Source organism: Reyranella sp. (assembly GCF_036558665.1).
Taxonomy (GTDB): domain Bacteria; phylum Pseudomonadota; class Alphaproteobacteria; order Reyranellales; family Reyranellaceae; genus Reyranella.
In genome coordinates, this window is sequence record NZ_DATBFE010000074.1 from 1 (window position 1) to 24,852 (window position 24,852).

Genomic DNA, 24,852 nt, shown 5'->3' on the forward strand with positions numbered 1-24,852 from the left:
TGAGGCCGCGCGCCTGGTACGGGGCGAGATGCGGATTGGGCGCGGCCGGGGTGGTATTGGCGTCAGGCATGGATGTGGACTCCGCTCACTGTCAGAGGAGCGCGGGCTGTGGACCTCCGCGCACCCCGCCGGTGGAAGGCGGGGTCGGCGGGTATTGCTCACCTTGCCGGCGAAATCAAGGCGGCCACGCGCGGCGGGATGCTAATCACTTCTATCCTGAGATGGCGAAGGCGTATGGCGTGAGGTCAATGTTTTGGCCCGCCTTTGGCAGGTTGAGCGCGACCTGATCGCCGCTGTTTTGCAGCTTGATGTGCCAATAGTGCCTATCCTCCAATTCCGTCTTGTTTAAACCATCGAGATGGGTCTCGACGAATGCGAGCGGAAGCGCATAAGCCACATCTTGGTCAACGCAGCCCAAAATGACATATCCGTTTTTGCCGCCCCTTAGAAACTCCAGGCTATGGGGGTGCAACGCGTACCAGTAAGGAAGGCTTGGTCGCGACTTATACCGCTTGGAGATCATGCAGACTGCTCGGAGGCCTGTGGCGGCGTCCTCAAACGCAGATCTCGTGACGGCCTCGACATTGCTGCCGCGGTCAGTAAAGAATCGTTTGATGATTGCTGACCTTTTGCCTTCAAGCTCTTCCTTCGCGGTAAATTGCGGAATGAACTTGCGCCCGTCGGCGGGCTTGCTCTTGGCGCCGGGGACTTCGTCTATTTCTTGAAGGGACTGGGCCTTCTGATCCGTTTCCTGCTGGGTCTCGAAAACAAGATCAATGATTTCATCAACCCGCGTATATTCGATTGGCAGTAAGACCTGCTTTATCTTTGCGTGCAACTGATCATCGTCGAGCTCTTCTTTGACGTACATCAGCTTCACTAACGCATCGACGCTTACTAGCCGGACGTTCCAAGCATATCGGCTACCGCGAACCTGCGCTTCCAGATCCCCGGTGTCCTGTCTTCCCACCACAATCAACGTGAATAGACGTGCCGGAGGAAGATTTCGCTCGGCTTGAAGCTTTCTTGAATAGCCAGCGGGCGTCTCAAGGCTAATGCGGTAGGTGTCTGTCGTCTTTACTTCAATCACCAACCAATTTTGGCCATCGCTCCATAGGCCATCAAACCCGATGTCCTTTGTCGTACCAGAATACCGTCCGCTCTCTACCTGATAGCCGAGGCGCCGGCCAATTTCGTTGATGACGTCTTGTAAGACCTGTCCGCTCTTATCGAATTTGTTTTCAAGGCAATACGTAGCAAACTCGTCCAGCTTCGTGCTGCTCTGGTCCTTCAAAAAGGTGCGCAATTGATCAGAGCATTCGCTGTTATCTCGAAGTTTCCCGTCGCCAAAGAACGAAACCAATTGGTCGATGGTCTTGGTCGCGAGCACCTCCGGCGTAAGACTTAGCGTGACTGATCCTCCCATCGAAATCGCTCCCCCGACACTCTCGATAACTATGGCATGACCGTTCCAAGGGGTCGATGGACCCGGATTAGCGGCGGTGCAGTCAGCGATGCGTTGGCTTCCGTGACTTCTAACTAGGCCTTGCTCTGATCGCGATAACGACAAGCATCAAGTTCCGTTGCTTGATCAGTGACTTAGCCCGGATTGATACCGGTGTGGGCCCCAGATGCTGTCGACCGGCGTCGCGAAGGCGGTCTGGGCCAGCGGCGGGAGGCCGTACATGGCGAGGATGGTCCGAAGCACGCTGTAGTGATCGATCCGCTGGTGGTAGCGGCCGGGCACCACGCCGTCGCCGGCAAAGATCGTGGCGATGCGGTTTCTCGCACGGTCGTTGTCCTCATCGAACGTCAGGATGAACAGGCTGTTGTGCGACCGGCTCCATTCGACGTAGCGACCGAGGTTGTCGCGCAGCCAGCGGTCGCCCTGGCCGATCGAGCCGTCGTGCATGTCGTCCCGCTCATCGGGAACGACGAAACTCACCGTCGGCAGCTGGTCGAAGTCGCGCGGGAATTCGCGGAAGCTCCGCTCCACGTCGGCCGAGCGGCGGAACGATTCCCACGGATTGTGCTTTCTCGGCGATCCGTCCTCGACATAGCCGGCAAAACTCTTGCCCCGCTCCTTCAGCCTGTCGGCAAGGGTGACGGCGTCGAACTCGTGATCCTGGTCGTCGGTGACGCCCTGAGTCGAGCCGCTGAACAGCGCGAGGTAGTTCGGCTGGCTCGGATGCATGAGCGCGAAGCTGCGGGTGAACAGCGCGCCGCGCCGGGCGAGGTCGTGGATGAACGGCGCTTCCGCGCCGTCCATGATCTGCGGGTAGCTGTGGTTCTCGAGCACGGCGAGCACGATGTGATCGGGCGTCGCCGCCGGAGCCAGCGGACGGGCGAGCGTGCGCGGCGACAGCACGACCGCTGTGACCGTCGCGACCGCCACCAGACCGCCCAGCCAGCTCAGTAGGAAAAAGGGCATCCCCAATCCGGCGCCGACAAATCGGCGATATCGGGGCAGTGGTATCCGCTCAGAACCGCAGCCTCTTGCCCACGGCGAGCGGCACCAGCCGGGCGTCCCCGAATTCCGTGCACAGCGCGGCCATGGCGCGCCAGCCGGTGCAGTGGCCGGCGGCAATGACCTCGAGACCGAAGCCGTGCAGCGCCTTCACGGTCTGCGGAATGATGCGCTCGTTGATGCCGCTCAGATGCAGGCCGCCCAACACGGCATGCAGTTTCACGTCGGGGAAGCATTTGCGCGCGTGGGTCAGGACATTGACGACGCCGGCATGGCTGCAGGCCGTCAGCACGACCACTCCCTTGCCGCGCACATTGACGGCGAGAAAGCGCTCGTCCATTTGCAGCTCGTCCGGCTCCCAACCAGTGCCCTCCGCGGTGCGGCGGTGCTGACCGGGCAAGCCAGGCTCGAAGCCGCTCACGCGCGCGATTTCGCCGCTCACGAACGCCGTCTCGCCGGCGATCGTCTGCGCCTCGCGCGAGCACACGACGCGGCCGCCATTCGCCTCGAGCGCGGCCGCCGAAGGCACGTCCTCCATGAGCAGGAACGAACCGTTCGGCAGCTTCAGGGCGCGGCTGCGGAACATGTCGGGGTGCATGTAGCATGGAATCTCTCGGCCACCGTTGCGGTCGCGCACGAGTTGCAAGGCGCGCAGCATGGCGCCGGCATGATCCCAGTGGCCGTGGCTCAGCACCATGGCTTCGACCGGCCCGAGGTCGACGCCGAGCCGCGAGACATTCTGCTCGAACACGCGATCCTCGGGTCCGGTGTCGAACAGAACAGTGTGTACCTCGTCGCCGCTGCGAATCGTGAGCAGGCAGGAGAGGCCGTGCGCCGCGCAACAGAGGCACGCACCACCCAGAACCCAGGCAGCACCGCGCCGCCGCCCGAGCCCGGCGAGTTCGGTCTCGACGAAAGAGGGCACTGACGAGAGCGAGTCGGTGACGTTGTCGACCAGGACATGAATGTCGACCGACTCGACGGCGGCGAGGGTGGTCATGAGGTCGTCTCCCGATGGCACCGACGACGCTAGAGCCGCTCGCACGAGCAGGCAATGCGCGTCGCACGTTTCGAGACTGGCGATCCCATCGCCCTTGGCCTAGCGTGCGTTTCCCTCTGCCCGTAATGGTCGCCATCGCATGTCCGAGCTCCCGCCGATCGAATTCACCTTTCCTGAGCTGCGCCGGTGGGAGAAGGGCATCGCACCTTATGTCCACATCTTCGAGAGCGGCAAGCCCGGGCCGACGGTGATGGTGGCCGCGCTCACGCATGGCAACGAGGTGTCCGGCGCGGTAGTGGTCGATACCCTGCTGGAGAAGGGGTTGCGGCCGCGCAACGGCGCCCTGATCTTCTCCTTCAACAATATCGAGGCCTATCTGGGTTTCGATCCGCGCACACCCTTCAAGTCGCGCATGATCGACGAGGACTTCAACCGCACCTGGGGCCGGCTCGATCAGCCAGCCACCACGGTCGAGACGCGCCGGGCGCACGTGCTGAAGCCGTTCGTCGAGCGCGCCGACTTCCTGCTCGACCTCCATTCGATGCATGACGATGGCGTGCCGCTGATGCTGGCCGGCGCCCTCGACAAGGGCGTGGCCTTCGCAAGGAAGATCGGCGCGCCGGTCGATATCATCCGCGATGCCGGGCATGCGGCCGGCATGCGCATGCGCGATTACGGCGCGTTCGGCGATCCGGCCAGCCCGAAGAATGCACTGCTGATCGAGACCGGGCAGCATTGGCGCGCCTCGTCGGTCGTCGTCGCCAAGGATGTGACCGCCCGGTTCCTGGCCGAGACGGGGATCGTGGAGGCAGGCGACCTGCCGGCAGGCTGGCGGCAGCCTTCGCCGGCCGAGCAGCGCGTCGTCGAGGTGACGCATGCAATCGCGACAAGGCGCGGCAACTACAGGCCGGTGCGGCACTTCGAAGGCCAGGAGATGATCGCCAAAGCCGGCACGGTGCTTGGCCACGATGACGACCAGCCTGTCACGACACCCTACGACAACTGTGTGCTGGTGATGCCCTCGTCCAATCGCCCGCTGCGCGCCGGGGTCACCGTCGTCAGGCTGGGTCGGCTGGCGGCGTAGCGCTGTTCGGCTGCCGGCGCAGGAAGCGCAGATCGGCAAGATTGAGCACGCCCAGCAGCACGGCCAGGCCGCCATGGACCGCGGCTCCCAGCACACAAAGTCCAAGGAGCGCGGCGAAGCCCGTCAGATCCGGACGAGAAAGTGCGGGCTTGAGGGCGATCAGCGCGATCCAGAGCGTGGCGCCCATGCCGGCAGTGGCGGCGAGCGTGCGGAGGGACCGCGAGAGCAGCCGCCTGTCCGGCACCCACTGGCGCCGGCGCAGCAGGACGATCGCCAGCAGGACGGCGTTGAGCCATCCCGACAGCGACGAGGCCAGGGCGATGCCGACCTGGGCGAGTGCCGTGCCGTAGATGAAGGCCGCATTCATCGCCACGTTGGCGACGATGCACGCAATCGCGATGTAGAGCGGCGTGCGCGTATCCTCGCGCGCGAAGAAGCCGGGGGTCAGCGCCTTCACCAGCACGAACGGCGGAAGGCCGATGGCGTAGGCGGCGAGCGCCCCCGCTGCCCGCGACGTGTCAGCCGGCCCGAAGCGGCCATGCTCGAACAGCACGCGGATCATCGGCTCGGCCAACTGCCAGAGGGCGAGGGCCGAGGGCAGGCTGAACAACAGGCCGAACTCGATGGCGCGGTTCTGGTTGGCCATCGCCGCCTCGTTCTGGCCGGCGCGCAGCTGGCGCGCGAGCAGCGGCAGGAGCGCCGTGCCGATGGCGATGCCCACCACGCCGAGCGGAAGCTGGGCGATGCGGTCGGCATAATAGAGCGCCGCGATCGAGCCCGCGGGCAGCAGTGAGGCCCACACCACGTCCAGCATGACGCTGATCTGCTGCGCGCCGCCGCCGATCGCCACAGGCGTGGCGAGCTTCACCAGTTGGGCCACGCGCCGGGTGTAGCGCGGGCGCACGAACTTCATGCCGACACCATCGCGGCGGCAGGAGATCAGCAACCACAGCCACTGGAGGAAGCCGCCCAGGGCGACGCCGATCGAGGCGGCATAGCCGCTGTTGGGCAGAAACGGCGTCAGGCCGAGTACGGTACCGATCAGTGCAATGTTGAGCAGCACGGGAGTCACCGCGACCTCGGCGAAGCGGTCGATGCCGTTCAGCATCCCGCCATAGAGTGAGGCCAGCGAGATGAAGATCAGATAGGGGAAGGTGATGCGGCCGAACTGGACGGCAAGATCGAAGGTGAACGGATCGCCCGACAGGCCCGGCGCCAGCAGGGAGATGACTCCCGGCATGGCGAGGATCAAGAGCACCGAGAAGGGGACCAGGATGAGCAGCAGGCAGGCATGAGCCTGGCGGGCAAAGACGACCGCTTCCTCGCGCCCATGGCCCTGCAGCTCGCGCGCGAACAAGGGCACGAAGGCAGCCGAGAAGGCACCCTCGGCGAACAGGCGGCGAAACAGGTTCGGCAGCTTGAAGGCGACGATGAAGGCGTCCGCCACCGGACCCGATCCCAGCACGGCCGACAGGACGATGTCGCGCACGAAGCCCATGATGCGGCTCAGCAGCGTGAACCCGCCGACCGTGGTGATGGAGCGGCCCAGGCTCATGGAAGCGGGCCCTCGAAGGTTACTGCCACAATGCCGTCATCGTTCGCTGGCATGGTTCCTTTCGGTGGCGGCCGGCGATGTGATGGCCGGTTTAAACCGCTGCCACGGCCGGTCCCGAAGAGGGGCCGGTTTTTCGTTTCCGCTCCCCCTATGCCCTTGCCGCAGCGAGCTTCAACAGGGTCTCGCGATCCTGGGAGGCGAGCTTCTTGTAGTCGGCGACGATCTGCTCGAGTTCGGCTGCCGGCAACACGGCTTCGAGATCCGAAAAGCCCCGTGGCGCGCGTTGCTCGACGATGTCGAGCATGATGTCGATGCCCTTGCGCCGGTTGCTCTCGACGATGCGCGCCATGGGCGGCAGGCGACGCGCCTCGTAACGCCGAAGCGCTTGCTCGGGATCGTCGCCGGCCGCGAGTTCCTGGGCGATCGCCTCGCCGTCGATGATGGCCTGCGAGGCGCCGTTGGATCCGATCGGATACATGGGATGAGCGGCGTCGCCGAGGAGCGTGATCCGGCCGTGACTCCATCGTGGCAGCGGATCGCGGTCGACCATCGGAAACTCGTAGATCGCGTGCGCGGCCCGGATCACCTCGGGCACATCGAGCCATTCGAACTTCCAGTCGTCGAACCGCGGCAGGAAATCCTCGAGCTTGCCGGGTCGATTCCAGTCCTCCCGCGGCAGCATGGCCTGGTCGCCCATATGCAGATCGCAGATCCAGTTGATCAGGGATTCGTCGCGCGCGGCGTGCTTGCGACTGATCGGATAGCAGACGAATTTCTGCGTATGGTGGCCCGCCTGCACCATCGTGGCGCCGCCGAGAAAGGGCTTGCCCACGGTGACGCCGCGCCACATCAGGATGCCCTGCCACTTGGGCGGACCCTCGTCGGGATAGAAATGTGCGCGCACGGCGGAGTGGATGCCATCGGCGCCGATCAGGATGTCTGCCGCGGGCCGCTCGACCGTCTTGCCGTCGCGATCGACGAAGCGCGCAACCACCGTCTTGCCGGTTTGCTCGAAACCCGCGAGCCGGCGACCGAACCTGATCCGTTCGTCGCCCAGCATTCGCCGGCCAGCATCGAACAGGATCATCTGCAGCTCGCCGCGATGGATGGAGAATTGCGGCCATGGCAGGCCGGCATGACGTCCGCGCGGGTCGGCCCAGATCGTCTGGCCGTGGCGGTTCGCATAGCGCAGCTCGCGGGTTTCGATGCCGGTCGCGGCCAGTGCCGGTTCGAGCCCGAGGTCCGCAAGGATGCGCACTGCCCCGGCCTGAATGTTGATGCCGACGCCCAGCGGCCGAAGCTTGCTCACTGCTTCCAACACCTCGACCTCGAACCCGGCGCGATGCAGGCACATCGCTGCCGTCAGTCCGCCGATGCCGGCGCCCGCGACGATGATCTTCATGCGCCTTTAGGGGTCGCGGCTCAGGCCGCGATGGAGCAGCGCCGCCTGGTACTCGGCCCAGCGCTCCGCCTGGGTTTCGCCGAGTTCGTGCAGATACGACCAGCTATAGATGCCGGTATCGTGCTTGTCGTCGAACACGATGCGGATGGCATAGTTGCCGACCGGCTCGACGGCCGCAATCTTCACGTGGCGGCAACCGGAAACGATCTTCCTGGTCGCAGGGCCGCCATGGCCCATCACCTCCGCCGAGGGGCTCTCGACACGCAGATATTCGGCCGGCAGCGCATAGGACTTGCCATCGGAAAAATCGATCTCGAGACGGCCCTCGCCCCTGAACACACGCAGCTCGTCCGGCCAGGGCGCGCCGTCCGACTCGTAGGAGCCCTCGTCGGGTACCGACTTGGGGAACCGGTCGGCGTTCATGCGCCGTCCTTCAGGTGCCGCGCCTCGCTCACCAGCATGATCGGAATGCCATCGCGGATCGGATAGGCGAGGCCCGCCTTGCGGCTGATCAGCTCGCCGGCCTCGGCGTCGTATTCCAGCGGCCCATGGGTCGCCGGGCAGACGAGAATCTCCAGGAGCTTCGGGTCGACCCCGCTGCGGCGGGACGCAGATGGGCTCTCGGTCGTCATGATGCCTTCTTATACCACGCCATCAGTTGGCGCGCTGCGGCGTGGTTTCGGGCGGCTGCCCGAAGGCACCCATCTCGAGGAAGGCGACCAGAAGCTTGGCCCGCGCCGTCGTATCCGCCGCCTCCAGGAGCGCCTGCTTCTCGACCGGCCCGAACGGCAGAACCATGGAGAGCGACGTCACGAGATTGCGGTCGGCCGCCTGCTTCACGGCATCCCAGTCGGTCGAGAGATTGCGGCTGCGGAAGAACGCCGCCAAGGCTGCCATCAGCCGCTCGCGGTCGAGCTCGACCAGTTCATCGGCATGATCGAGATCGGCGCGGTAGGGCGCGAAGAGCGAGGAGACCCGGCGATACCCGCTCTGCGTCGGGTCGAGCTCGCGGCCGATCTCGAAGCGGCACACACCCGAGAGTGCCAGCAGCAGCCGGCCATCCTCGGTCTCGCTGAAGCTCGTGATGCGTCCGGCGCAGCCGATGCGATGGACCTTGGGTCGGCTGCCGTCGTCGGTCGGCAGGCCGTCGCCGGCGAAACCACCGGGCCGCGTAGGCTGCACCATGCCGATCAGGCGATGGCCGGCCAGCGCATCGAACACCATCGCCAGATAGCGCGGCTCGAAGACGTTGAGCGGCAGCTTGCCACCCGGCAAGAGCAGCACCCCGGAAAGCGGAAAGATCGGCAGCGTCTCGGGGAGCTGCTCGAAGCTTGGCTCGAACGGACTGCGGCCCGGCATCCGGTCGGAAGGGCGGTCGGTCATTTGCGCACCGGCCGCGCGTGCCCTACGAGAAAAGGATCGATGACAGCCGCTTGCGGCCGTCGACCGCCAGCGGATCGGTAAAGCCCAGCGCTTCGAAGAACTTCAGGAGCTGCTGGCGTGCCGCGCCCTCGTTCCAGTTGCGATCGAGCTTGATCATCGACAGGAGCTCGTCGACCGCTTCCTGCTTCTGGCCGCCGGCCCAATAAGCCATGGCCAGGTCGAGGCGGGCCTGGAAGTCCTTCGGATCAGCGGACACTTTGATCTTTAGATCGCCAATTGGACCCGCCTCCTTGGCTTTCTCGGCAAGATCGACGGCGGCCTGCACGGCGACGACGTCGGCACCTGTCCGCTCCTTGGCCGGAATCTGCGCCAGCAGCTCCTTGGCCTGGTCGGGATCACCGATCTGGATCTGGTAACGTGCCATGCCGGCGAGCGCAGCGACGTTGCCCGGCTCGGCGCCCAGAACTTCGCTGTAGATGCGAGCGGCGAGCTCGAAGTCGTTCTGCGCGATCGCGGCCTTGGCGTGATCGAGGAGCTCGGCGATCTCGTTGCCGCCGCCTTCGCCGGGCGCGCCGCCGGCCGCCTGGACGAGGCGATCGACGAACTGCTTCACCTGGCTCTCCGGCACCGCGCCCATGAAGCCATCGACGGGCCGGCCGCCGAAGAAGGCGTAGACCGCCGGAATCGACTGGATGCGAAGCTGCTGGGCCAGCATCTGATTCTGGTCGATGTTGATCTTGACCAGCTTGACCGCGCCGTTGGCTTCTTTCACCACCTTCTCGATGGCGGGCTGCAGCTGCTTGCACGGCCCGCACCAGGGTGCCCAGAAGTCGACGATGACCGGGACGGTGCGCGACGCCTCGAGCACATCCTTGGCGAATTTCGTCTGGTCGCTGTCCTTGATGAGGTCGGCGGGGGCAGCCTGCGGCGCGGCGCCCTTCAGCATCGTTTCCATGGGTTTCCTTGCGGCTCTACGGCGGGATTTTGCTATTCGGCCAGCAATGTGGCCCCCGCCCCCAATCGACGCAAGGGGCGCCTGGAGCCCCGGATTTTCAGCAGTCGTCCGCCTCGGCGACGATGCCGGCGACCTCGGCAGGTGTGAAGGCGAACGCCGCGCACGACCCGTTGCACCGCGGCGTCAGCTTCGGATTTGATACTTCATCAATTCGTGGCCGAGCCGGCCAGAAAGGAACAGGCCACACATCCGGTAGTCGCTCACGAGCGACCATAGCGGGGCCTGGAAGGTCGCAGGCTTGTTCTTCTCGATGAAGAAATGGCCGAACCAGGCTGGCCCGTAGCCGAAGAGCGGTACCGCGAGAAGCCACCACCAGTGGGCAGTCGCAACCGCCACGACCAATGCGGCGGCGGAAACAAGCGTCCCGAAGTAGTGGACCGCGCGCGTCGCGGGCCGCGCGTGCTCTCGCAGATAGAACGGCCAGAACTCGGCATAGGTCCGGAAATCGGCCATGGCGGATGTTATCCCAACGCTCCGGTTTTTTTGAGGGCAGCGATCTCGGCGTCGCTGTAGGCGAGCTCGCGCAGGATTTCGGCCGAATGCTGACCGACCGAAGGAGGCGGACCAGCGGTGCGAGGCGTGGCGAAGCCGAGCCGAATGGGATTGTTGACCGTGCGCGGCACCTCGGGGTTGGTGGTGTCGGAAAAGATTCCGGCATGGCGTGCCTGCTCGTCCTCGACCACATCGCCCAGCCGCTCGATCACGCCGAAGGGAATGCCCGTCCCGGCGAACACGCGCTCCCACTCGGCATAGGTTCTCAAGGCGAAGATCGGCGCGAGCTCTTTGAAGAGTTCAGCGGCCCGGCTTTTGCGCTCTTCACGATCGGCGAAGCGCGGATCGGCCAGCAAGTCCTCGCGCCCGATCAGCCTGCAGAACGGCGCCCACAGCCGGTCGTCGCGCACCATCAGGAGCTGCAGCCATCGATCGTCCCTGGTGCGGTAGAGATTGGTCAGCGCATTGCGCGGCTTGTCCGGTGACTGGCGCGGCGGCAGCCTGGCCCCGACCAGCGCACCGGCAGCCGACGTGCCGTTGGCCCAGACGCCATTGGCGTAAAGCGACGTGCCGACCCAGCCGCCCTTTCCGGTGCGGTCGCGTCGCCGCAGCCCGAGCAGGATCGCCGCCACCAGCGTCATCGCCGTCGCGCGATCACCCTGTGCCGGCAACGACAAGCCCGGCGGCCCGCCCTCGTAGCGGGCGGCGTCGAGGATGCCGGAGCGGCCGAAGTAGGCCGAGACATCGAAGCCCGGCCGGTCGCGGTCTGGCCCGCTCTCGCCGTAGCCCGTGAGCGAACAATAGACCAGCCGCGGGTTGATCGGCTCGATGTCCTCCCAGCGCAGGTTCAACCGCTCCCGGGCAGGCGTCGGGAAATTGACGATCATCACGTCGGCCCGCCCGACCAGACGCTTGAATACCGCACGCGCACTTTCGTTCTTGAGGTCGAGCGCGAGCGAACGCTTCAGCCTTCCGTCGAGCTGCCAGGGGAAATTCACCTGCTTCTCGGCGCGCGGATAGTTCGGACTCCGGTAGTTCTGGCGATGCGGATCGCCCTCGCCGGGCGGCTCGATCTTGATGACGTCGGCGCCGAAATCGGCCAGCGTTACCGCCGCTGCGGGTCCGGCGATGAACGAGCTGACATCGAGCACCATCAGTCCCGCAAGCGGCAGCGGCTCCGGTGCCTCGGAGGGTTGGTTCATCGGATCGCTCCGCTTGCCCGCAACTCGGCAATATCGTGCGCCGAGAACCCGGCCTCACGCAGGATCTCCTCGCTGTGCTGGCCGAGCGCAGGCGCGGGACGAGCGACTCGCTGCTCGGCGAAGCTGAGACGAACCGGATTGCTGAGCGTGCGCGGCATGCCGGGGATCGCGGTTTCGACGATGGCGCCGCAGGCCGTGGCCTGCGGATCGTCGGGCACGTCCTGGGGGCGGCTGATGACGCCGAACGTGATTTCCTGGGCGGCGAGCGCCTTCGACCAGTAGGCACAATCGCGCGCAGCGAAGGCTTCGCGCAGGATCGCGGCCAGCGGCGCCGAGTTCGTGCGCCGCTCTTGCAGCCCGGCGAAGCGTGGATCGTCCACGAGGTCTGGCCGGCCGAGTGCGGCGCAAAGCGAGCCCCAGACCTTGTCCTCGCGCACAATGGTGAGCTGCAGCCACCGATCGTCGGAGGTGCGATAGATGTTGCCGAGCGCCGAGCGCGGCCGGTCCGGCGGCGGTCGCGGCGGCAGGAAGGCACCGACCAGTGCCGCCTGCGCGATGACCCCGCACGACCAGAGCCCGTTGCCCAGGAGGGAAGTGCCGACCCACGATCCTTCCCCGGTCTTCATGCGATGGACGAGCGCTATCAGGATCGACGATACGAGCGTCATCGCGGTTGCACGGTCGCCCTGTGCCGGCCCCGGCACACCGGGCGGCCCGCCTTCGTAACGCTGCGCATCGAGCAGCCCGGAGCGCGCGAAGTAGGCCGTGGCATCGAAGCCGGGCCGGTCACGGTCGGGACCCGTCTCGCCGTAGCCGGTGAGCGAGGCGTAAATCAACCCGGGATTGACCGCCTTCACTGCCTCATAGGTGAGCCTTAGCTTGTCGCGCACCGGCGGCGGGAAGTTGCAGATCAGGATATCCGACGTCGTGATCAGCCTGTCGAGAGCGGCTCGCGCCTGCGACTTCTTGAGATCGAGGACCAGCGAGCGCTTGTTGCGTGAATCCATTTGCCATGGGTAGTTGACCTCGGCTTTCGGGTAGTTGCCGGAGTCGTTCATGATGGTCCGATTGGGGTCGCCGTCGGGGCCTTCGATCTTGATGACGTCGGCGCCCCAGTCGCCGAGGACGACGGCCGCCGCGGGCGCCGCGATGAAGGAGCTGACGTCCAGCACACGCAGACCCGCCAGCGGCAGGGATGACTCGGCCATTATCGATCCTCGAAACCGTTGGACTCCATGCCGCCGAGCCTCGACGCGGCGTCTGCGGTGGTCAAGCGCGGGTTGCCAAGGCGGAAGGCGACGCCTATCTCCTGCAGTTCTTCCAGTCAGGGGAATGCGCGTCGTCGCGCATGGTGCCATGGGTTTCAGAGTCGCCGTCGTCGGCGCGACCGGCAATGTCGGTCGCGAAATGCTGCAGATCCTGGCCGAGCGGAACTTCCCGGCCGACGATGTCGTGCCGCTCGCCTCGGCGCGGTCGGCCGGCCGTCAGGTGTCGTTTGGCGAGAACTCGGTGCTGAAGGTCCAGGACCTTGCGAGGTTCGACTTCAAGGGCATCGATATCGCCCTCAGCTCGCCGGGGGCCAAGGTCTCCGCCGAGCATAGCCCACGTGCCGCCAAGGCGGGCGCGGTCGTGATCGACAACACCTCCCATTGGCGGATGGATCCGGACGTGCCGCTGGTGGTGCCCGAGGTCAATCGCAGCGCCATTGCCGGTTACAAGCGCCGCGGCATCATCGCCAACCCGAACTGCTCCACCATCCAGTTGGTAACGGCGCTGAAGCCGATCCACGATGCGGCCAGGATCAAGCGCGTGGTGGTGGCCACCTATCAATCCACCTCCGGCGCCGGCAAGGAGGCGATGGACGAGCTGCTCAATCAGACCAAGAGCTTCTTCGTCAATCAGGACCTCGAGCCGAGGAAGTTCGCCAAGAACATCGCCTTCAACGTCATTCCCCAGATCGACGTCTTCATGGAAGACGGGTCGACCAAGGAGGAGTGGAAGATGGTGGTCGAGACCAAGAAGATCCTCGACCCCCGGATCAAGGTTCATGCCACCTGCGTGCGCGTGCCCACCTTCATCGGCCACGCCGAAGCCGTGAATATCGAGCTCGAGAACCCGCTCGACGACGTCGAGGCACGCCGCATCCTGGCGGCATCGCCGGGTGTGCTGGTGGTCGATCGCCGCGAAGCCGGCGGGTACGTATCGCCCAAGGAAGTCACCGGCCAGGACGCTGTGTTCGTGAGCCGCGTGCGGGTCGATCCGACGGTCGAGAACGGGCTGTCGCTCTGGTGCGTGAGCGACAACCTTCGCAAGGGCGCGGCGCTGAATGCCGTCCAGATCGCAGAGGAACTGATCAAGGGCTACATCTAGTAGTAGCGAAGTATCTTTCTCACTATAGGAAGTCTTCCAAATTTCGCCTTAAATATCAGATGCTTAACAATGGTGCTTGAGATACGATTGGAACGAATAGTTTCCGTTCGAGCAAGTGCCCGTGAGCGATCTATCGACCATCCATCCGTTGCGGCACGAATCCCGCGCCTCGACGATGCCGACCCCTTTGTTCGGCCGGGCGGTCGATACGTTTGTCCAGCAATTGCGTCTCGCCGGCCAGGCGCTTCGCGCCGGGCGGCTCGACGAGGCGATCTCCTCCTACTTCCGCTTGCTGGCGCTGCGTCCCTACCACGCCGAACTGCACAACAGCCTGGGCGTGGCATTGCGCCAGGCAGGCAAGCTCGAGGCAGCGGTCTCGCATCATCGCCTGTCGCTTGCCGGAGATCCGCAAAATCCGGCGCTTCACTCCAATCTCGGCAACGCGTTGCGGGCCGTGAACCGGCCGGAAGAGGCGGTGAAGCATCATTTCCGGTCAATCGCGCTCAATCGCGACTACGCCGACGGTTTCTTTAATCTGGCGCTTTGCCTGCGCGACCTCGGCCGGATCGAGGAGGCGGTCGGCTGCTTCACGCGGGCGCTTGCGCTCAACCCCGACAGCAAGCGCGCGCGCAGCGAGCTGGCGATCGCCTTGCTGATGCGCGGTGATCTGCGCGAAGGGTTCGCCACCTACGAGGCGCGCAAGCGTCTGCCCGAGACGCCGACGCCGGACTTCGCGCAACCTGCGTGGGACGGCGGTCCGATCCAGGGCAAGCGGATCCTGCTTTACGCCGAGCAGGGCCTGAGCGACGTGCTGCTGTTCGTGCGCTTTGCGCGTGAGCTCAAGCGCCGCGGCGCGAAGGTGTTCGCGCTGTGCCAGGTGCCGCTCAAGGACCTGCTCGCCAACGCCGACTATATCGACGATGTCGTCGCCGAAGGCGAGAACCTGCCTCCGTTCGACGTGCATGCCTCGATGGTGTCGTTGCCGCATCTCTGCGAGCCCGATTTCAACGCCGTGTCGCAGCCTTATCTCACCGCACCGTCGGACCGGCTCATCAAGCTCGGGCGGCTCGACAAGGCGCGGCTGCGCGTCGGCATCTACTGGGCGGCGAATGGTCTGAAGCCGCAGGACCAGTTGCGCTCGGTGCCGTTCGCGCAATTCCTCGCCTTCACCGGCGACCCGGAATTGCTCGTCTTCAGCCTGCAGGGGGGCGCCCGCCAGAAGGACATCCAGCAGTTCGGCGCCGGCGGCCTGATCCATGATGTCGGCCGCGGCATCTTCGACTTCGCCGAGGCGGCGAGCGCGCTGTCGCAGCTCGATCTCTTGATCTCGATCGATGCGCCGATCGCGCATCTTGCCGCGGCGATGGGACTCAAGACCTGGGTCCTGCTGCCGGCGCATCCGGATTGGCGCTGGCAACTCGGCGGGACTCGGGCGCCGTGGTATCCGACGGCCCGGCTGTTCCGCCAGCCAAGGGTCGGCGACTGGGAATCGGTGTTTGCCGTCGTGCGCGACGAAGTCGAGCTCCTGAAGCTGCAGATGCCGCTCGCGACGTCCGCCCGGTAACGCTTACGATCTGTCGGCTCGACCTCGCGTCGACCCTTGGTTAGGGTCCGCGCCATCCTTCTTCGCCGGATGCCAGGGGGCCGAATGATCGACGACCGATCGCTCGATACGCTTTTTCGCAATGCCCGCACGCACAACGGCTGGCAGCCCAGGCCGGTCTCGGACGACCAGCTCCGCGCGATCTACGATCTCATGAAATGGGGGCCGACATCGGCCAATTCGTCGCCGGCGCGCATTGTTTTCGTGCGCACCAGGGAAGGCAAGGAGAGGCTGCGCCCCGCGCTCAGCGCCGGCAACACGGAGAAGACGATGAGCGCTCCGGTAACGGCGATCGTCGCCTACGATACGCGCTTCTACGAACATCTGCCCAGGCTCTTCCCGCACAACCAGGCGGCGCCGAGCTGGTTCAGCGGTCCGCAGAACAAGGCGGTCGCCGAGACGACGGCGTTCCGCAACGGCTCGCTCCAAGGCGCCTATCTGATCATCGCGGCACGGACCCTCGGCCTCGACGTGGGCGCCATGAGCGGGTTCGACAACGCGAAGGTCGACGAGGCCTTCTTTCCCGACCGGCGCTTCAGGAGCAACTTCCTTTGCAATATCGGCTACGGCGATCCCACGAAGCTGTTCGACCGCAGCCCGCGGCTCTCCTTCGAGGAGGCCTGCGCGCTCGCCTGAACACTAAAGCCCGAGCGCATCCGCAATCTGCCGCCACGGCAGCGGCAGGAGCGAGACAAGCGCCACCACGCCGAACGCCAGGATGATGCCGCCGGAGACGCGGTTGAGCCACAACATGCCCGAGCGGCTGAACTGCGTGCGCAGAGACGCCGCGACCGAGCAGAGTATCGCCCACCAGGCGAGCGCGCCCGAAAAGACGCCCGCCACCAGCAACCCCGCGTCCGGAAGGCTGGAGCCGACGCCCGCCAGATTGCGGCCGGCGAATGCGGCGCCGAACGCCATCACCGTGAGCGGATTGAAGACCGTGATGAAGAAGCTCGAGCTGGTGTAGTGGAAGTGCGTGGCGATCCGATGCTCCAGGTCGTCGGCCACCGGATCGCCCACCGTGCGCGTGCGATGACGCATCGTCAGCAGGCCCATCACCACGAGGATGACGCCGCCGATACCGCGCAGCCAAACTTCGTGCCGTGCCACGAAGGTCTCGACGAAGGAGAGGCCGAAGGCCGCGACCGCGCCGAAGACGGCATCGCCCAGCGCCGCGCCGACGCCGGTGAGATAGCCTGCCACGGCGCCGACCGTGATCGCCCGGCGGATGCAAAGGGCGGCGGCCGGCCCGACCGGCAAGGCGATGACGAAACCAATCACCGCTCCCTCGATCGCAAGCGAGACGGGGTCGAAGGCGAAGCCGGGCACATGCATCGCGGGCTAGAGCTTCTCGGCCGTGAAGCGCCGCAGCGGTGCGACCATGCGATCCTGCGCCGCGACAAGCTGCAGCTCGCGCTCGCCCATCTCGCGCGTCGCCTCGAGCACGGCATAGACGGACGATGCTGCGCATCCCAGTGCCCCGGCGATATCGTCATTTGCCAGCCAATGCGCGGCGAACAAGGCCGAGACCATGTCGCCGGTGCCGTTGGGCATGACGTCGAAGCCGATCAGCGGCGTCACGACGCGCCATGCGGTATCGACAGTCACGGCGACCATCTCGATCTGATCGGGCGGCCCGTCCGCCCGGCGCAGGCTGGTGATGAGTGCAAGCCGCGGTCCCTTCAGCAGGCTGCGCGCGGCGGCAAGCGCCTCGACCATCGTGCCCACCTTGCGCCGAGTGAGATGCTCCAGCTCGAAATGGTTGGGCGTCACCAGATCGGCGGCAGGAATGGCGCGCTCGCGGAAGAAGACGTCGATGCCGGGCTTTACGTAGATGCCGGTATCGACGTCGCCCACTACCGGGTCGCAGCACCATATCGCCTTCGGATTGGCCGCGCGCACCCTCGCTGCCGTGTCGAGCACCACGTCGGCGAGTGCGGCATCGCCGACATACCCGGTCAGCAAGGCGTCGCACCGCGGCAGCAGCCCCAGGGCCTCGATGCCGTGCACGATGTCGGCGACCTGTTCGGCAGGCGCGGTGCGGCCACGCCAGGCGCCGTACCCCGTGTGGTTGGAGAACTCGACCGTGTTCACCGCCCAGACCTCGTGGCCCAATCGTTGCAGAGGGAAAGTTGCTGCCCGATTGCCGACATAGCCGTAGGCGACATGGCTCTGAAGCGAGAGAAAGCGCATGGCCAACGCCACCTTGCCACAAGGAGACCCCTCATTATAGTCCGCCGCGTCCACGAGGGGTCCTGAGATGTCGAGCACCGTTCGTCCGCGCCGCAGCGTGCTTTATATGCCGGGCGCGAACACCCGCGCGCTGGAAAAAGCGCGCACGCTGTCTGCCGATGCGCTGATCTTCGATCTCGAAGATGCCGTGGCGCCCGACGCGAAAGATGCGGCGCGCGCCAACGTGGTCGCGGCGGCGAAGAGCAGGACCTATGGCAAACGCGAGATCGCGATTCGCTGCAACGGGCTCACGACGCCCTGGGGCAAGACCGACGTGGCCGCAAGCGCCACCTCCGGCGCCGACGCGGTCCTGGTGCCGAAGGTCGAAAGTGCAGCCGATGTCGCAAGCATCGTCTCGCTGCTCGATGCATCCGGCGCGCCGCCATCGATGGCCGTGTGGGCGATGATGGAAACCCCCAGGGGCATCCTGCGGGCCGAGGAGATCGCGGGTTCCCACAAGCGGCTTCAGCTCTTCGTCATGGGCACCAACGATCTCGTCAAGGATATGCGCGCACGCCATACGCCAATGCGCCTGCCGATCGTAACGGCCCTCGGGCTCGGCATGCTGGCCGCGCGCGCCCACGGCCTCACCATTCTCGATGGCGTTTACAACGACATCCCGGACGCAGAGGGCTTCAGGGAGGCATGTCGGCAGGGGCTGGAGATGGGCTTCGACGGCAAGACGCTGATCCATCCGAGCCAGATCGAACCGTGCAACGAGATCTTTGCGCCATCGACCGCCGAGCTCGAGACGGCAAGGAGGATCGTCGCCGCCTTCAGGGCGGCGCAGGCCGAAGGAAAGGGCGTCGTCACCGTTGACGGCCGCATGATCGAGAACCTCCATGTCGAGCAGGCCGAGCGCGCGCTCGCGCTTGCCGCCGCCATCAAGGCACTGCAGGCAGCATGAGCAAGAGCAAGACCGAGGCGGGCAATTTCTTCGAGGACTTCAAGGTCGGGCAGGAGATCCGGCATGCGACGCCGCGCACGCTGACCGAGGGCGATGCCGCGCTGAATGTCGCGCTCTATGGTTCTCGCTTCGCCATCAACTCGTCCGATGAATTTGCGCGCGGCCTGGGGCTGCCGCGCGCACCGCTCGACGACATGCTCGTGTTCCATGTCGTCATCGGCAAGACGGTGCCCGACATTTCTGTGAATGCCGTCGCCAACCTGGGATATGCCGAGTTCCGCTGGGGCGTGCCGGTCTATCCTGGCGATACGCTGTCGGTGACCTCCAGGGTGCTGGGCTTGCGCGAAAACTCCAACCGCGCGAGTGGCGTGGTGTGGGTGCGATCGACCGGCGCCAATCAGCGCGGCGAGAGGGTGCTGGACTACATTCGCTGGGTGATGGTCCACAAGCGCGATCCCGCGGCTGCCGTGGCCGGGCCGGCCGTGCCGAAGACGGCGACCTCCGTCGCGCCGGCAGCTCTCGTCGTGCCGGCCGGGCTTTCGATCAAGGGGTACGACGACGTCGCGGCAGGCTCGTCGCATCGCTGGGAGGACTATGCGGTTGGCGAGCGCATCGATCATGTGAGCGGCATCACGCTCGAGGAGTCCGATCACATGCTGTCGACGCGGCTCTATCAGAACACCGCTCGCGTCCATTTCGATGCCGTCGCCGGCAAGAACACGCGCTTCGGCCGAAGGCTGGTCTATGGCGGCCACGTGATCTCGCTGGCGCGGGCGCTTTCGTTCAACGGCCTCGCCAACGGCTTTCGCGTCGCCGCCATCAATGCCGGCAGCCACGTCGCGCCGACCTTCGGCGGCGACACGATCTATGCCTGGTCCGAGATCCTTGAGCCTGCGGCGGTGCCTGGCCGTTCGGACGTCGGCGCGCTTCGGGTGCGCACCATCGCCGCCAGGGACTGTCCGTGCGATGGCTGGCCGGGCAAAGGCAGCGACGGCAAATATCACCCCGCCGTCGTGCTCGATCTCGACTACTGGCTGCTGATGCCGCGACGTCTTGCCTGAGCCTGCTCGGCCTGCGAATTTCGCTGGAGAATCCGGGGCTTACCGACCGCGCAAGGCTGACTTTCGTTGACTTGGGGGCGGCGGGCGTTAAAAAAGTTCCGCTGCCTGCCCAGATGAACGGGACAATAGAGGTTTTCACGCGATGAGCGTCGCCAATCGGCCGTCCAACCGTCCGCTCTCCCCCCATCTGCAGGTCTACCGTCTGCAGCTCACCTCGGGCCTGTCGATCCTGCATCGCGCCACAGGAATCGCGCTGTCGGTAGGCGCGCTCTATCTGGCGACCTGGGTGATCTATGCCGCTGGCAGTCCGCGCGGCTACGAGGTGTTTCAGGGGTTCAATGCCTCGATCATGGGCCGCATCCTGCTGGGAGGCTGGCTGTTCAGCGGCTTCTACCACCTGTGCAATGGCATCCGGCATCTGTTCTGGGATGCAGGCTACGGCTTCGAGCTCAGGGACACCTATCGCAGCGGCTGGACCGTTGTCGTCGTCTCGCTGATCGCCACGGTCCTGTCGTGGATCGTTGGCCTGCGGCTGGTCTGAGGGAGACACCGATGGACGATCGCAGAACGCCCCTCGCCCGCGCCCGCGGCCTCGGTTCGGCCAAGGACGGTCTCGGCCATTGGTGGGCGCAGCGGCTCACCGCCATCGCGCTCATTCCGCTGGTCGTGTGGTTCGCGGTTTCGCTCGTCATGCTGAGCGGCGCCGACTACGCCACGGCGCGCGCCTGGATCGGCTCGCCGCTGGTCATGGTGCTGCTGATCCTGACCATCGGCATCGGCCTGCATCATGGCCAGCTCGGCGTGCAGGTTGTGCTCGAGGACTATACCGACGGCGCCTGGCGGGTCGCCTTGATCGTGCTGGCGAAGTTCATCGCTGCGGTTTTTGGCCTCGCCGCGATCGTGGCCATCCTGCGTATCGGATTCGGAGGCTGAACATGGCCGAGAAGAGCAACGGCGCGGCGCCGGGCACAGTCAATATCGGCGATCGCGCCTATACCATCATCGATCACGAATACGACGTGGTGGTAGTCGGCGCCGGCGGCTCCGGCCTGCGCGCAACCTTCGGCATGGCATCGAAGGGTCTGAAAACCGCCTGCATCACCAAGGTTTTCCCCACCCGCAGCCATACCGTCTCGGCGCAGGGCGGCATCTCGGCCGCGCTCGGCAACATGGGCCCGGATGATTGGCGCTGGCACATGTACGACACCGTCAAGGGTTCGGACTGGCTGGGCGATCAGGACGCCATCGAATACATGTGTCGCGACGGCATTCCCGCGATCATCGAGCTCGAGCATTTCGGCGTGCCGTTCAGCCGCACGCTCGAGGGCAAGATCTACCAGCGGCCGTTCGGCGGCATGACGACGGAATATGGCAAGGGCATCGCCCAGCGTACCTGTGCGGCGGCCGACCGGACCGGCCATGCGATGCTGCACACGCTCTATCAGCAATCGCTCCGCAACCATGCCGAGTTCTTCGTCGAATACTTCGCGCTCGACCTCATCATGGACGAGGGCGTGTGCCGCGGCGTGATGGCCTGGAATCTCGACGATGGCACGATCCATCGCTTCCGCGCCCACCGGACCGTGCTCGCAACGGGCGGTTACGGCCGCGCCTATTTTACCGCCACCTCGGCCCATACCTGCACGGGGGATGGCGGCGCCATGGTGCTGCGCGCCGGGCTGCCGACGCAGGACATGGAGTTCGTGCAGTTCCATCCCACCGGGATCTATGGCGCGGGCTGCCTGATCACCGAGGGCGTGCGCGGCGAGGGCGGCTATGTGACCAACGGCAATGGCGAGCGCTTCATGGAACGCTATGCGCCCTCGGCCAAGGACCTCGCCTCGCGCGACGTTGTTTCACGATCGATGACCATCGAGATCCGCGAGGGTCGGGGCTGCGGCCCCAACAAGGACTATATCGAGCTGCATGTCGAGCATCTCGATCCGAAGGTGATCCATGAGCGCCTGCCGGGCATCGCCGAGACCGCGCGTATCTTTGCCGGCGTCGACGTGACGCGTCAGCCGATCCCGATCCTGCCGACATGCCACTACAACATGGGCGGCATTCCGACGAACTTTCACTGCGAGGTCATGACGGTGAGGGACGGTGATCCGAACACCGTGGTCCACGGCCTCATGGCGCTCGGTGAGGCGGCGTCGGTCAGCGTGCATGGGGCCAATCGCCTGGGTTCCAACTCGTTGCTCGAGCTTGTGGTCTTCGGCCGTTCCGCCGCCAATCGTGTCGCCGAAATGCTGACGCCGGGCCAGTCGCACAAGCAGCTGCCGCACGCCGGTGAGGAAGCGATCGCCCGCCTCGACAAGCTGCGCCACGCCTCGGGCGAGTGCGGCACGGCACAGCTTCGCACCCAGATGCAGCGCACGATGCAAAACGATTGTGCCGTGTTCCGCACCCAGCAAAGTCTCGACGAAGGCTGCGCCAACCTCGACAAGGTGTTCGCGGCAAAGTCCGACGTCCGCGTCAAGGACCGTTCGCTGATCTGGAACTCCGATCTCATGGAGACGCTTGAATTCGAGAACCTGATCCTGCTGGCCCAGGCGACCATCCGCTCGGCGGCCAACCGCAAGGAAAGCCGCGGTGCGCACGCCCGCGAGGATTACCCCGAACGCGACGACCAGAACTGGCTGAAGCACACCGCCGTCTGGGTCGATCCCGAGACCGGCAAGACAAGGATCGACTACCGGCCCGTGAAGCTGCAACCGATGAGCAATGACGTTCAGTCCTTCCCGCCCAAGGCGCGAGTGTACTGAGCCCGAGGACTGTTCGAGAGGAAGCGATGGCTGAGTTTGCACTCCCCGCCAATTCGAAGATCGGCGTGGGCGAAACCTACAGGGCGGCGGCGGGTACCAAGAACATCAGGACCTTCAAGGTCTATCGCTGGACTCCGGACGACGGGCAAAAGCCCAGGATCGACACCTACGAGGTCGACATGGACAGCTGCGGTCCGATGGTCCTCGATGCGCTGATCAAGATCAAGAACGAGACTGACAGTTCGCTTACCTTCCGACGCTCCTGCCGCGAGGGCGTGTGCGGCTCCTGCGCGATGAACATCGACGGCACCAATACGCTCGCTTGCACCAGGTACATTTCCGACGTGAAGGGCGACATCAAGATCTACCCGCTGCCGCACATGCCGGTGGTGAAGGACCTGGTGCCCGACCTCGAAGTCCCCTATGCCCAGCTCGCCTCGATCGAGCCGTGGCTGAAAACGACCACGCAGCCGCCGACGCGCGAGCGCCTGCAGTCGCCGGAAGAGCGGGCCAAGCTCGACGGCCTGTGGGAGTGCATCCTCTGCTTCTGCTGCACGACCGCGTGCCCCAGCTACTGGTGGAGCGGCGACCGCTATCTCGGCCCGGCGATCCTGCTGCAGGCCTATCGCTGGCTGGCCGACAGTCGCGACGAGGCCAAGGGCGAGCGGCTCGACAATCTGCAGGATCCGTTCCGGCTCTACCGCTGCCACACGATCATGAACTGCACCAAGACCTGTCCCAAGAGCCTCAACCCGGCCAAGGCGATCGCCGAAATCAAGAAGATGCTCGTCGAGCGGACGATTTGACCGTTCGCAGCAGAATTTGGCCAGGTAGGCCAAATTCCAATGACCAAGATGTTCAATCTTTGCGAGGCGAAAAACCAGCTTTCGTCGCTGGTGGATCGGGCAGCCTCCGGCGAAGAGATCATTGTCGCCAAGCATGGGCGGCCGTTGGCCAAGCTCGTGCCGCGTCGGCCGCGAGGAAGGGGCCGCGCAAGCCCGCGGGCGCCCTCAAGGTGACCCATATGGCCGATGATTTCGATGCGCCTTTGCCACCCGAACTCCTCAAGCTGTTCGGCTACGACCCGTAACCTGGATCTGCTGCTCGATACTTACGCCTTCCTATGGTGGGACCTGCGTCGATGCCGCTGATCGGCCGCGGGGCGCCAGCGGCGACCAGCGGCCCGCCGACATGGCCCACGATGCCGTCGCCCTGTCGCTCGATTTCGGCATGGAGGTCGGTGAAGCCCGGGTTGCTCGCCCTTGCAAAGCGGGCAGGCTAGTTTTTGCGCGAACACGGGAGGAACGCATGGAAAGCCGCTTCGTCGAGATCGAGAAGGGGCTGGGCCCCGAAGGTCGTATCGCCGTCGTGCGCTTCGATCGCGGCGACGACATCAACGCGCTCAGCCAGCAGGCGATGCGTGAGCTGCGCGACGTGCCGCGCGAATTCGAGGACGATCTCACGACGTCGGTGGTGATACTCGCGGGCTCCGCCAAGGCCTTTTCCGCCGGGTTCGATCTCAAGGATCCTGAAGCCTGGCAGGGCACGCCCCTGCCGATCGGCGCGCGCATACACCGCCAGCGTCTCGGCCCCCGCATGTGCAAGGCCTGGCAGGACATGGACCAGGTCACGATTGCCGCCATCGAAGGCCACTGCATCGGCGGCGGCGCCGCGCTGGTCGTGGCGCTGGATTTCCGGTTCTGCGGCAAGGGCGCGCATTTTCGCATTCCCGAGATCGAGCTCGGCATGAACATGAGCTGGGGCTCGATCCCGCGCCTGCTCGCGCTGACAGGGCCGGCGCGCACCAAGCAGGCGGTAATGCTGGCTTCGGACCGCATCAGCGCGGCCGAGGCCCTCGACTGGCGGCTGGTCGAGAAAGTGGTCGAGGACGGTCAGGCGCTCGCGGCCGCCGTGGCCTTCGCCGAACGCATCGCGCGCCAGCCGCCGATTCCAGTGCGCATGACCAAGCTCTCGGTGAACCGACTTGCCCATGCGCTCGACGATCTCGCGGCCCATATGGATGCCGACCAGAATGTGTTGACCGGGCTCACGGAAGATTACAAGGAGGGCACGTCTGCCTTCCGCGAGAAGCGCCGGCCGCGCTTCAAGGGACGTTAGGACGTCCGCTTCGGGATCTCGTCAAGGATCTTGCGCCTTTCGGCGTCGTCCATGATCACCCAGCGGCCGATCTCGTCGATCGTGCGCTTGCAGCCGATGCAGTAGGGATTGCCAGGCTCGATCGTGCACACGCCGATGCATGGCGACATCACCCTCGGCGGCCGGGGCGGCGGCGCGATCCTGCGCATCCCGC

At 65.4% G+C, this 24,852-nt stretch carries 27 protein-coding genes; 12 read left to right on the forward strand and 15 right to left on the reverse strand.

The genetic code is table 11. The annotated features are described in order from the left end of the window. Positions 1-211: 211 nt before the first annotated feature. From VH499_RS12700 to VH499_RS12710, 3 genes are all read right to left on the reverse strand, one after another. Positions 212-1,426 (reverse strand): hypothetical protein, encoded by a 1,215-nt coding sequence (locus VH499_RS12700; protein ID WP_332053107.1) that lies wholly within the window; start codon positions 1,424-1,426, stop codon positions 212-214. A gap of 165 nt (positions 1,427-1,591) precedes the next feature. Next, a complete protein-coding gene (locus VH499_RS12705) occupies positions 1,592-2,431 on the reverse strand; it encodes an alkaline phosphatase family protein (RefSeq protein ID WP_332053108.1) in 840 nt (279 codons plus the stop codon). A 49-nt stretch (positions 2,432-2,480) separates the two neighbouring features. Further along, positions 2,481-3,467, reverse strand: coding sequence for an MBL fold metallo-hydrolase (locus tag VH499_RS12710; protein WP_332053109.1), 987 nt, complete (start codon positions 3,465-3,467; stop codon positions 2,481-2,483). Between the two features lie 139 nt (positions 3,468-3,606). Between VH499_RS12710 and VH499_RS12715 the strand changes: the two genes are divergently transcribed. Continuing rightward, positions 3,607-4,551 (forward strand): succinylglutamate desuccinylase/aspartoacylase domain-containing protein, encoded by a 945-nt coding sequence (locus VH499_RS12715; RefSeq protein ID WP_332053110.1) that lies wholly within the window; start codon positions 3,607-3,609, stop codon positions 4,549-4,551. Here VH499_RS12715 and murJ read toward each other — a convergent pair. The 9 genes from murJ to VH499_RS12760 all read right to left on the reverse strand — a co-directional run bounded on the left by murJ (position 4,526) and on the right by VH499_RS12760 (position 12,808). After that, the gene (gene murJ, locus VH499_RS12720) at positions 4,526-6,106 is read right to left on the reverse strand and encodes a murein biosynthesis integral membrane protein MurJ (RefSeq protein ID WP_332053111.1); all 1,581 of its coding nucleotides are present in this window, start codon (positions 6,104-6,106) and stop codon (positions 4,526-4,528) included. The two genes, VH499_RS12715 and murJ, sit on opposite strands and share 26 nt — an antisense overlap. Before the next feature lie 148 nt (positions 6,107-6,254). Further along, positions 6,255-7,508: a flavin-dependent oxidoreductase gene (locus tag VH499_RS12725; protein ID WP_332053112.1), complete on the reverse strand. Its 1,254-nt coding sequence runs from the start codon at positions 7,506-7,508 to the stop codon at positions 6,255-6,257. A 6-nt stretch (positions 7,509-7,514) separates the two neighbouring features. Further along, entirely contained in the window at positions 7,515-7,931 is a 417-nt protein-coding gene (locus VH499_RS12730; protein WP_332053113.1) for a DUF971 domain-containing protein, read from the reverse strand. Further along, a complete protein-coding gene (locus VH499_RS12735; RefSeq protein ID WP_332053114.1) occupies positions 7,928-8,140 on the reverse strand; it encodes a Trm112 family protein in 213 nt (70 codons plus the stop codon). Before VH499_RS12735 ends, VH499_RS12730 begins: the two co-directional genes overlap by 4 nt. Before the next feature lie 22 nt (positions 8,141-8,162). Next, entirely contained in the window at positions 8,163-8,891 is a 729-nt protein-coding gene (locus VH499_RS12740) for an LON peptidase substrate-binding domain-containing protein (protein ID WP_332053115.1), read from the reverse strand. Positions 8,892-8,913: 22 nt separating this feature from the next. Further along, positions 8,914-9,846, reverse strand: a complete 933-nt coding sequence (gene trxA / locus VH499_RS12745) for a thioredoxin (protein WP_332053116.1) — start codon at positions 9,844-9,846, stop codon at positions 8,914-8,916. 183 nt (positions 9,847-10,029) lie between these two features. Further along, positions 10,030-10,359 carry a DUF962 domain-containing protein gene (locus tag VH499_RS12750; RefSeq protein WP_332053117.1) on the reverse strand — a complete coding sequence of 110 codons (330 nt, stop codon included), beginning with the start codon at positions 10,357-10,359 and terminating at the stop codon, positions 10,030-10,032. Between the two features lie 8 nt (positions 10,360-10,367). Then, positions 10,368-11,600: a CaiB/BaiF CoA-transferase family protein gene (locus VH499_RS12755; RefSeq protein WP_332053118.1), complete on the reverse strand. Its 1,233-nt coding sequence runs from the start codon at positions 11,598-11,600 to the stop codon at positions 10,368-10,370. Next, the gene (locus VH499_RS12760; RefSeq protein ID WP_332053119.1) at positions 11,597-12,808 is read right to left on the reverse strand and encodes a CoA transferase; all 1,212 of its coding nucleotides are present in this window, start codon (positions 12,806-12,808) and stop codon (positions 11,597-11,599) included. The genes VH499_RS12755 and VH499_RS12760 overlap by 4 nt, the downstream gene beginning before the upstream one ends. 148 nt (positions 12,809-12,956) lie before the next feature. Here VH499_RS12760 and VH499_RS12765 point away from each other — a divergent pair, with 148 nt between their 5' ends. The 3 genes from VH499_RS12765 to VH499_RS12775 all read left to right on the forward strand — a co-directional run bounded on the left by VH499_RS12765 (position 12,957) and on the right by VH499_RS12775 (position 16,209). Beyond that, a complete protein-coding gene (locus VH499_RS12765) occupies positions 12,957-13,970 on the forward strand; it encodes an aspartate-semialdehyde dehydrogenase (RefSeq protein ID WP_332053120.1) in 1,014 nt (337 codons plus the stop codon). 121 nt (positions 13,971-14,091) lie between these two features. After that, on the forward strand, positions 14,092-15,534 hold the full coding sequence (locus VH499_RS12770; RefSeq protein WP_332053121.1) for a tetratricopeptide repeat protein: 1,443 nt from the start codon (positions 14,092-14,094) through the stop codon (positions 15,532-15,534). A gap of 84 nt (positions 15,535-15,618) precedes the next feature. Then, positions 15,619-16,209: a malonic semialdehyde reductase gene (locus VH499_RS12775; RefSeq protein WP_414709780.1), complete on the forward strand. Its 591-nt coding sequence runs from the start codon at positions 15,619-15,621 to the stop codon at positions 16,207-16,209. 3 nt (positions 16,210-16,212) lie between these two features. Here the strand turns inward: VH499_RS12775 and VH499_RS12780 are convergent, their stop codons facing one another. Next, positions 16,213-16,908, reverse strand: coding sequence for a LysE family translocator (locus VH499_RS12780; protein ID WP_332053123.1), 696 nt, complete (start codon positions 16,906-16,908; stop codon positions 16,213-16,215). Positions 16,909-16,914: 6 nt separating this feature from the next. After that, positions 16,915-17,766 carry a pyridoxal kinase PdxY gene (pdxY, locus tag VH499_RS12785; protein ID WP_332053124.1) on the reverse strand — a complete coding sequence of 284 codons (852 nt, stop codon included), beginning with the start codon at positions 17,764-17,766 and terminating at the stop codon, positions 16,915-16,917. A gap of 67 nt (positions 17,767-17,833) precedes the next feature. Between pdxY and VH499_RS12790 the strand changes: the two genes are divergently transcribed. From VH499_RS12790 to VH499_RS12820, 8 genes are all read left to right on the forward strand, one after another. Next, the gene (locus VH499_RS12790) at positions 17,834-18,712 is read left to right on the forward strand and encodes a CoA ester lyase (RefSeq protein WP_332053125.1); all 879 of its coding nucleotides are present in this window, start codon (positions 17,834-17,836) and stop codon (positions 18,710-18,712) included. After that, entirely contained in the window at positions 18,709-19,773 is a 1,065-nt protein-coding gene (locus VH499_RS12795) for a MaoC family dehydratase (protein ID WP_332053126.1), read from the forward strand. Before VH499_RS12790 ends, VH499_RS12795 begins: the two co-directional genes overlap by 4 nt. A 142-nt stretch (positions 19,774-19,915) precedes the next feature. Continuing rightward, positions 19,916-20,314: a succinate dehydrogenase, cytochrome b556 subunit gene (gene sdhC, locus VH499_RS12800; protein ID WP_332053127.1), complete on the forward strand. Its 399-nt coding sequence runs from the start codon at positions 19,916-19,918 to the stop codon at positions 20,312-20,314. Between the two features lie 11 nt (positions 20,315-20,325). Beyond that, the gene (gene sdhD, locus VH499_RS12805) at positions 20,326-20,706 is read left to right on the forward strand and encodes a succinate dehydrogenase, hydrophobic membrane anchor protein (protein ID WP_332053128.1); all 381 of its coding nucleotides are present in this window, start codon (positions 20,326-20,328) and stop codon (positions 20,704-20,706) included. Positions 20,707-20,708: 2 nt separating this feature from the next. Beyond that, positions 20,709-22,541 carry a succinate dehydrogenase flavoprotein subunit gene (gene sdhA / locus VH499_RS12810; RefSeq protein ID WP_332053129.1) on the forward strand — a complete coding sequence of 611 codons (1,833 nt, stop codon included), beginning with the start codon at positions 20,709-20,711 and terminating at the stop codon, positions 22,539-22,541. A gap of 26 nt (positions 22,542-22,567) precedes the next feature. After that, a complete protein-coding gene (locus VH499_RS12815; RefSeq protein ID WP_332053130.1) occupies positions 22,568-23,347 on the forward strand; it encodes a succinate dehydrogenase iron-sulfur subunit in 780 nt (259 codons plus the stop codon). Positions 23,348-23,395: 48 nt separating this feature from the next. Then, entirely contained in the window at positions 23,396-23,560 is a 165-nt protein-coding gene (locus tag VH499_RS26150; RefSeq protein WP_414709781.1) for a type II toxin-antitoxin system Phd/YefM family antitoxin, read from the forward strand. 289 nt (positions 23,561-23,849) lie between these two features. Then, the gene (locus VH499_RS12820; protein WP_332053131.1) at positions 23,850-24,659 is read left to right on the forward strand and encodes an enoyl-CoA hydratase/isomerase family protein; all 810 of its coding nucleotides are present in this window, start codon (positions 23,850-23,852) and stop codon (positions 24,657-24,659) included. Here the strand turns inward: VH499_RS12820 and VH499_RS12825 are convergent. After that, positions 24,656-24,847 (reverse strand): DUF1289 domain-containing protein, encoded by a 192-nt coding sequence (locus tag VH499_RS12825; protein ID WP_332053132.1) that lies wholly within the window; start codon positions 24,845-24,847, stop codon positions 24,656-24,658. The genes VH499_RS12820 and VH499_RS12825 overlap by 4 nt on opposite strands. Positions 24,848-24,852: the final 5 nt, after the last annotated feature.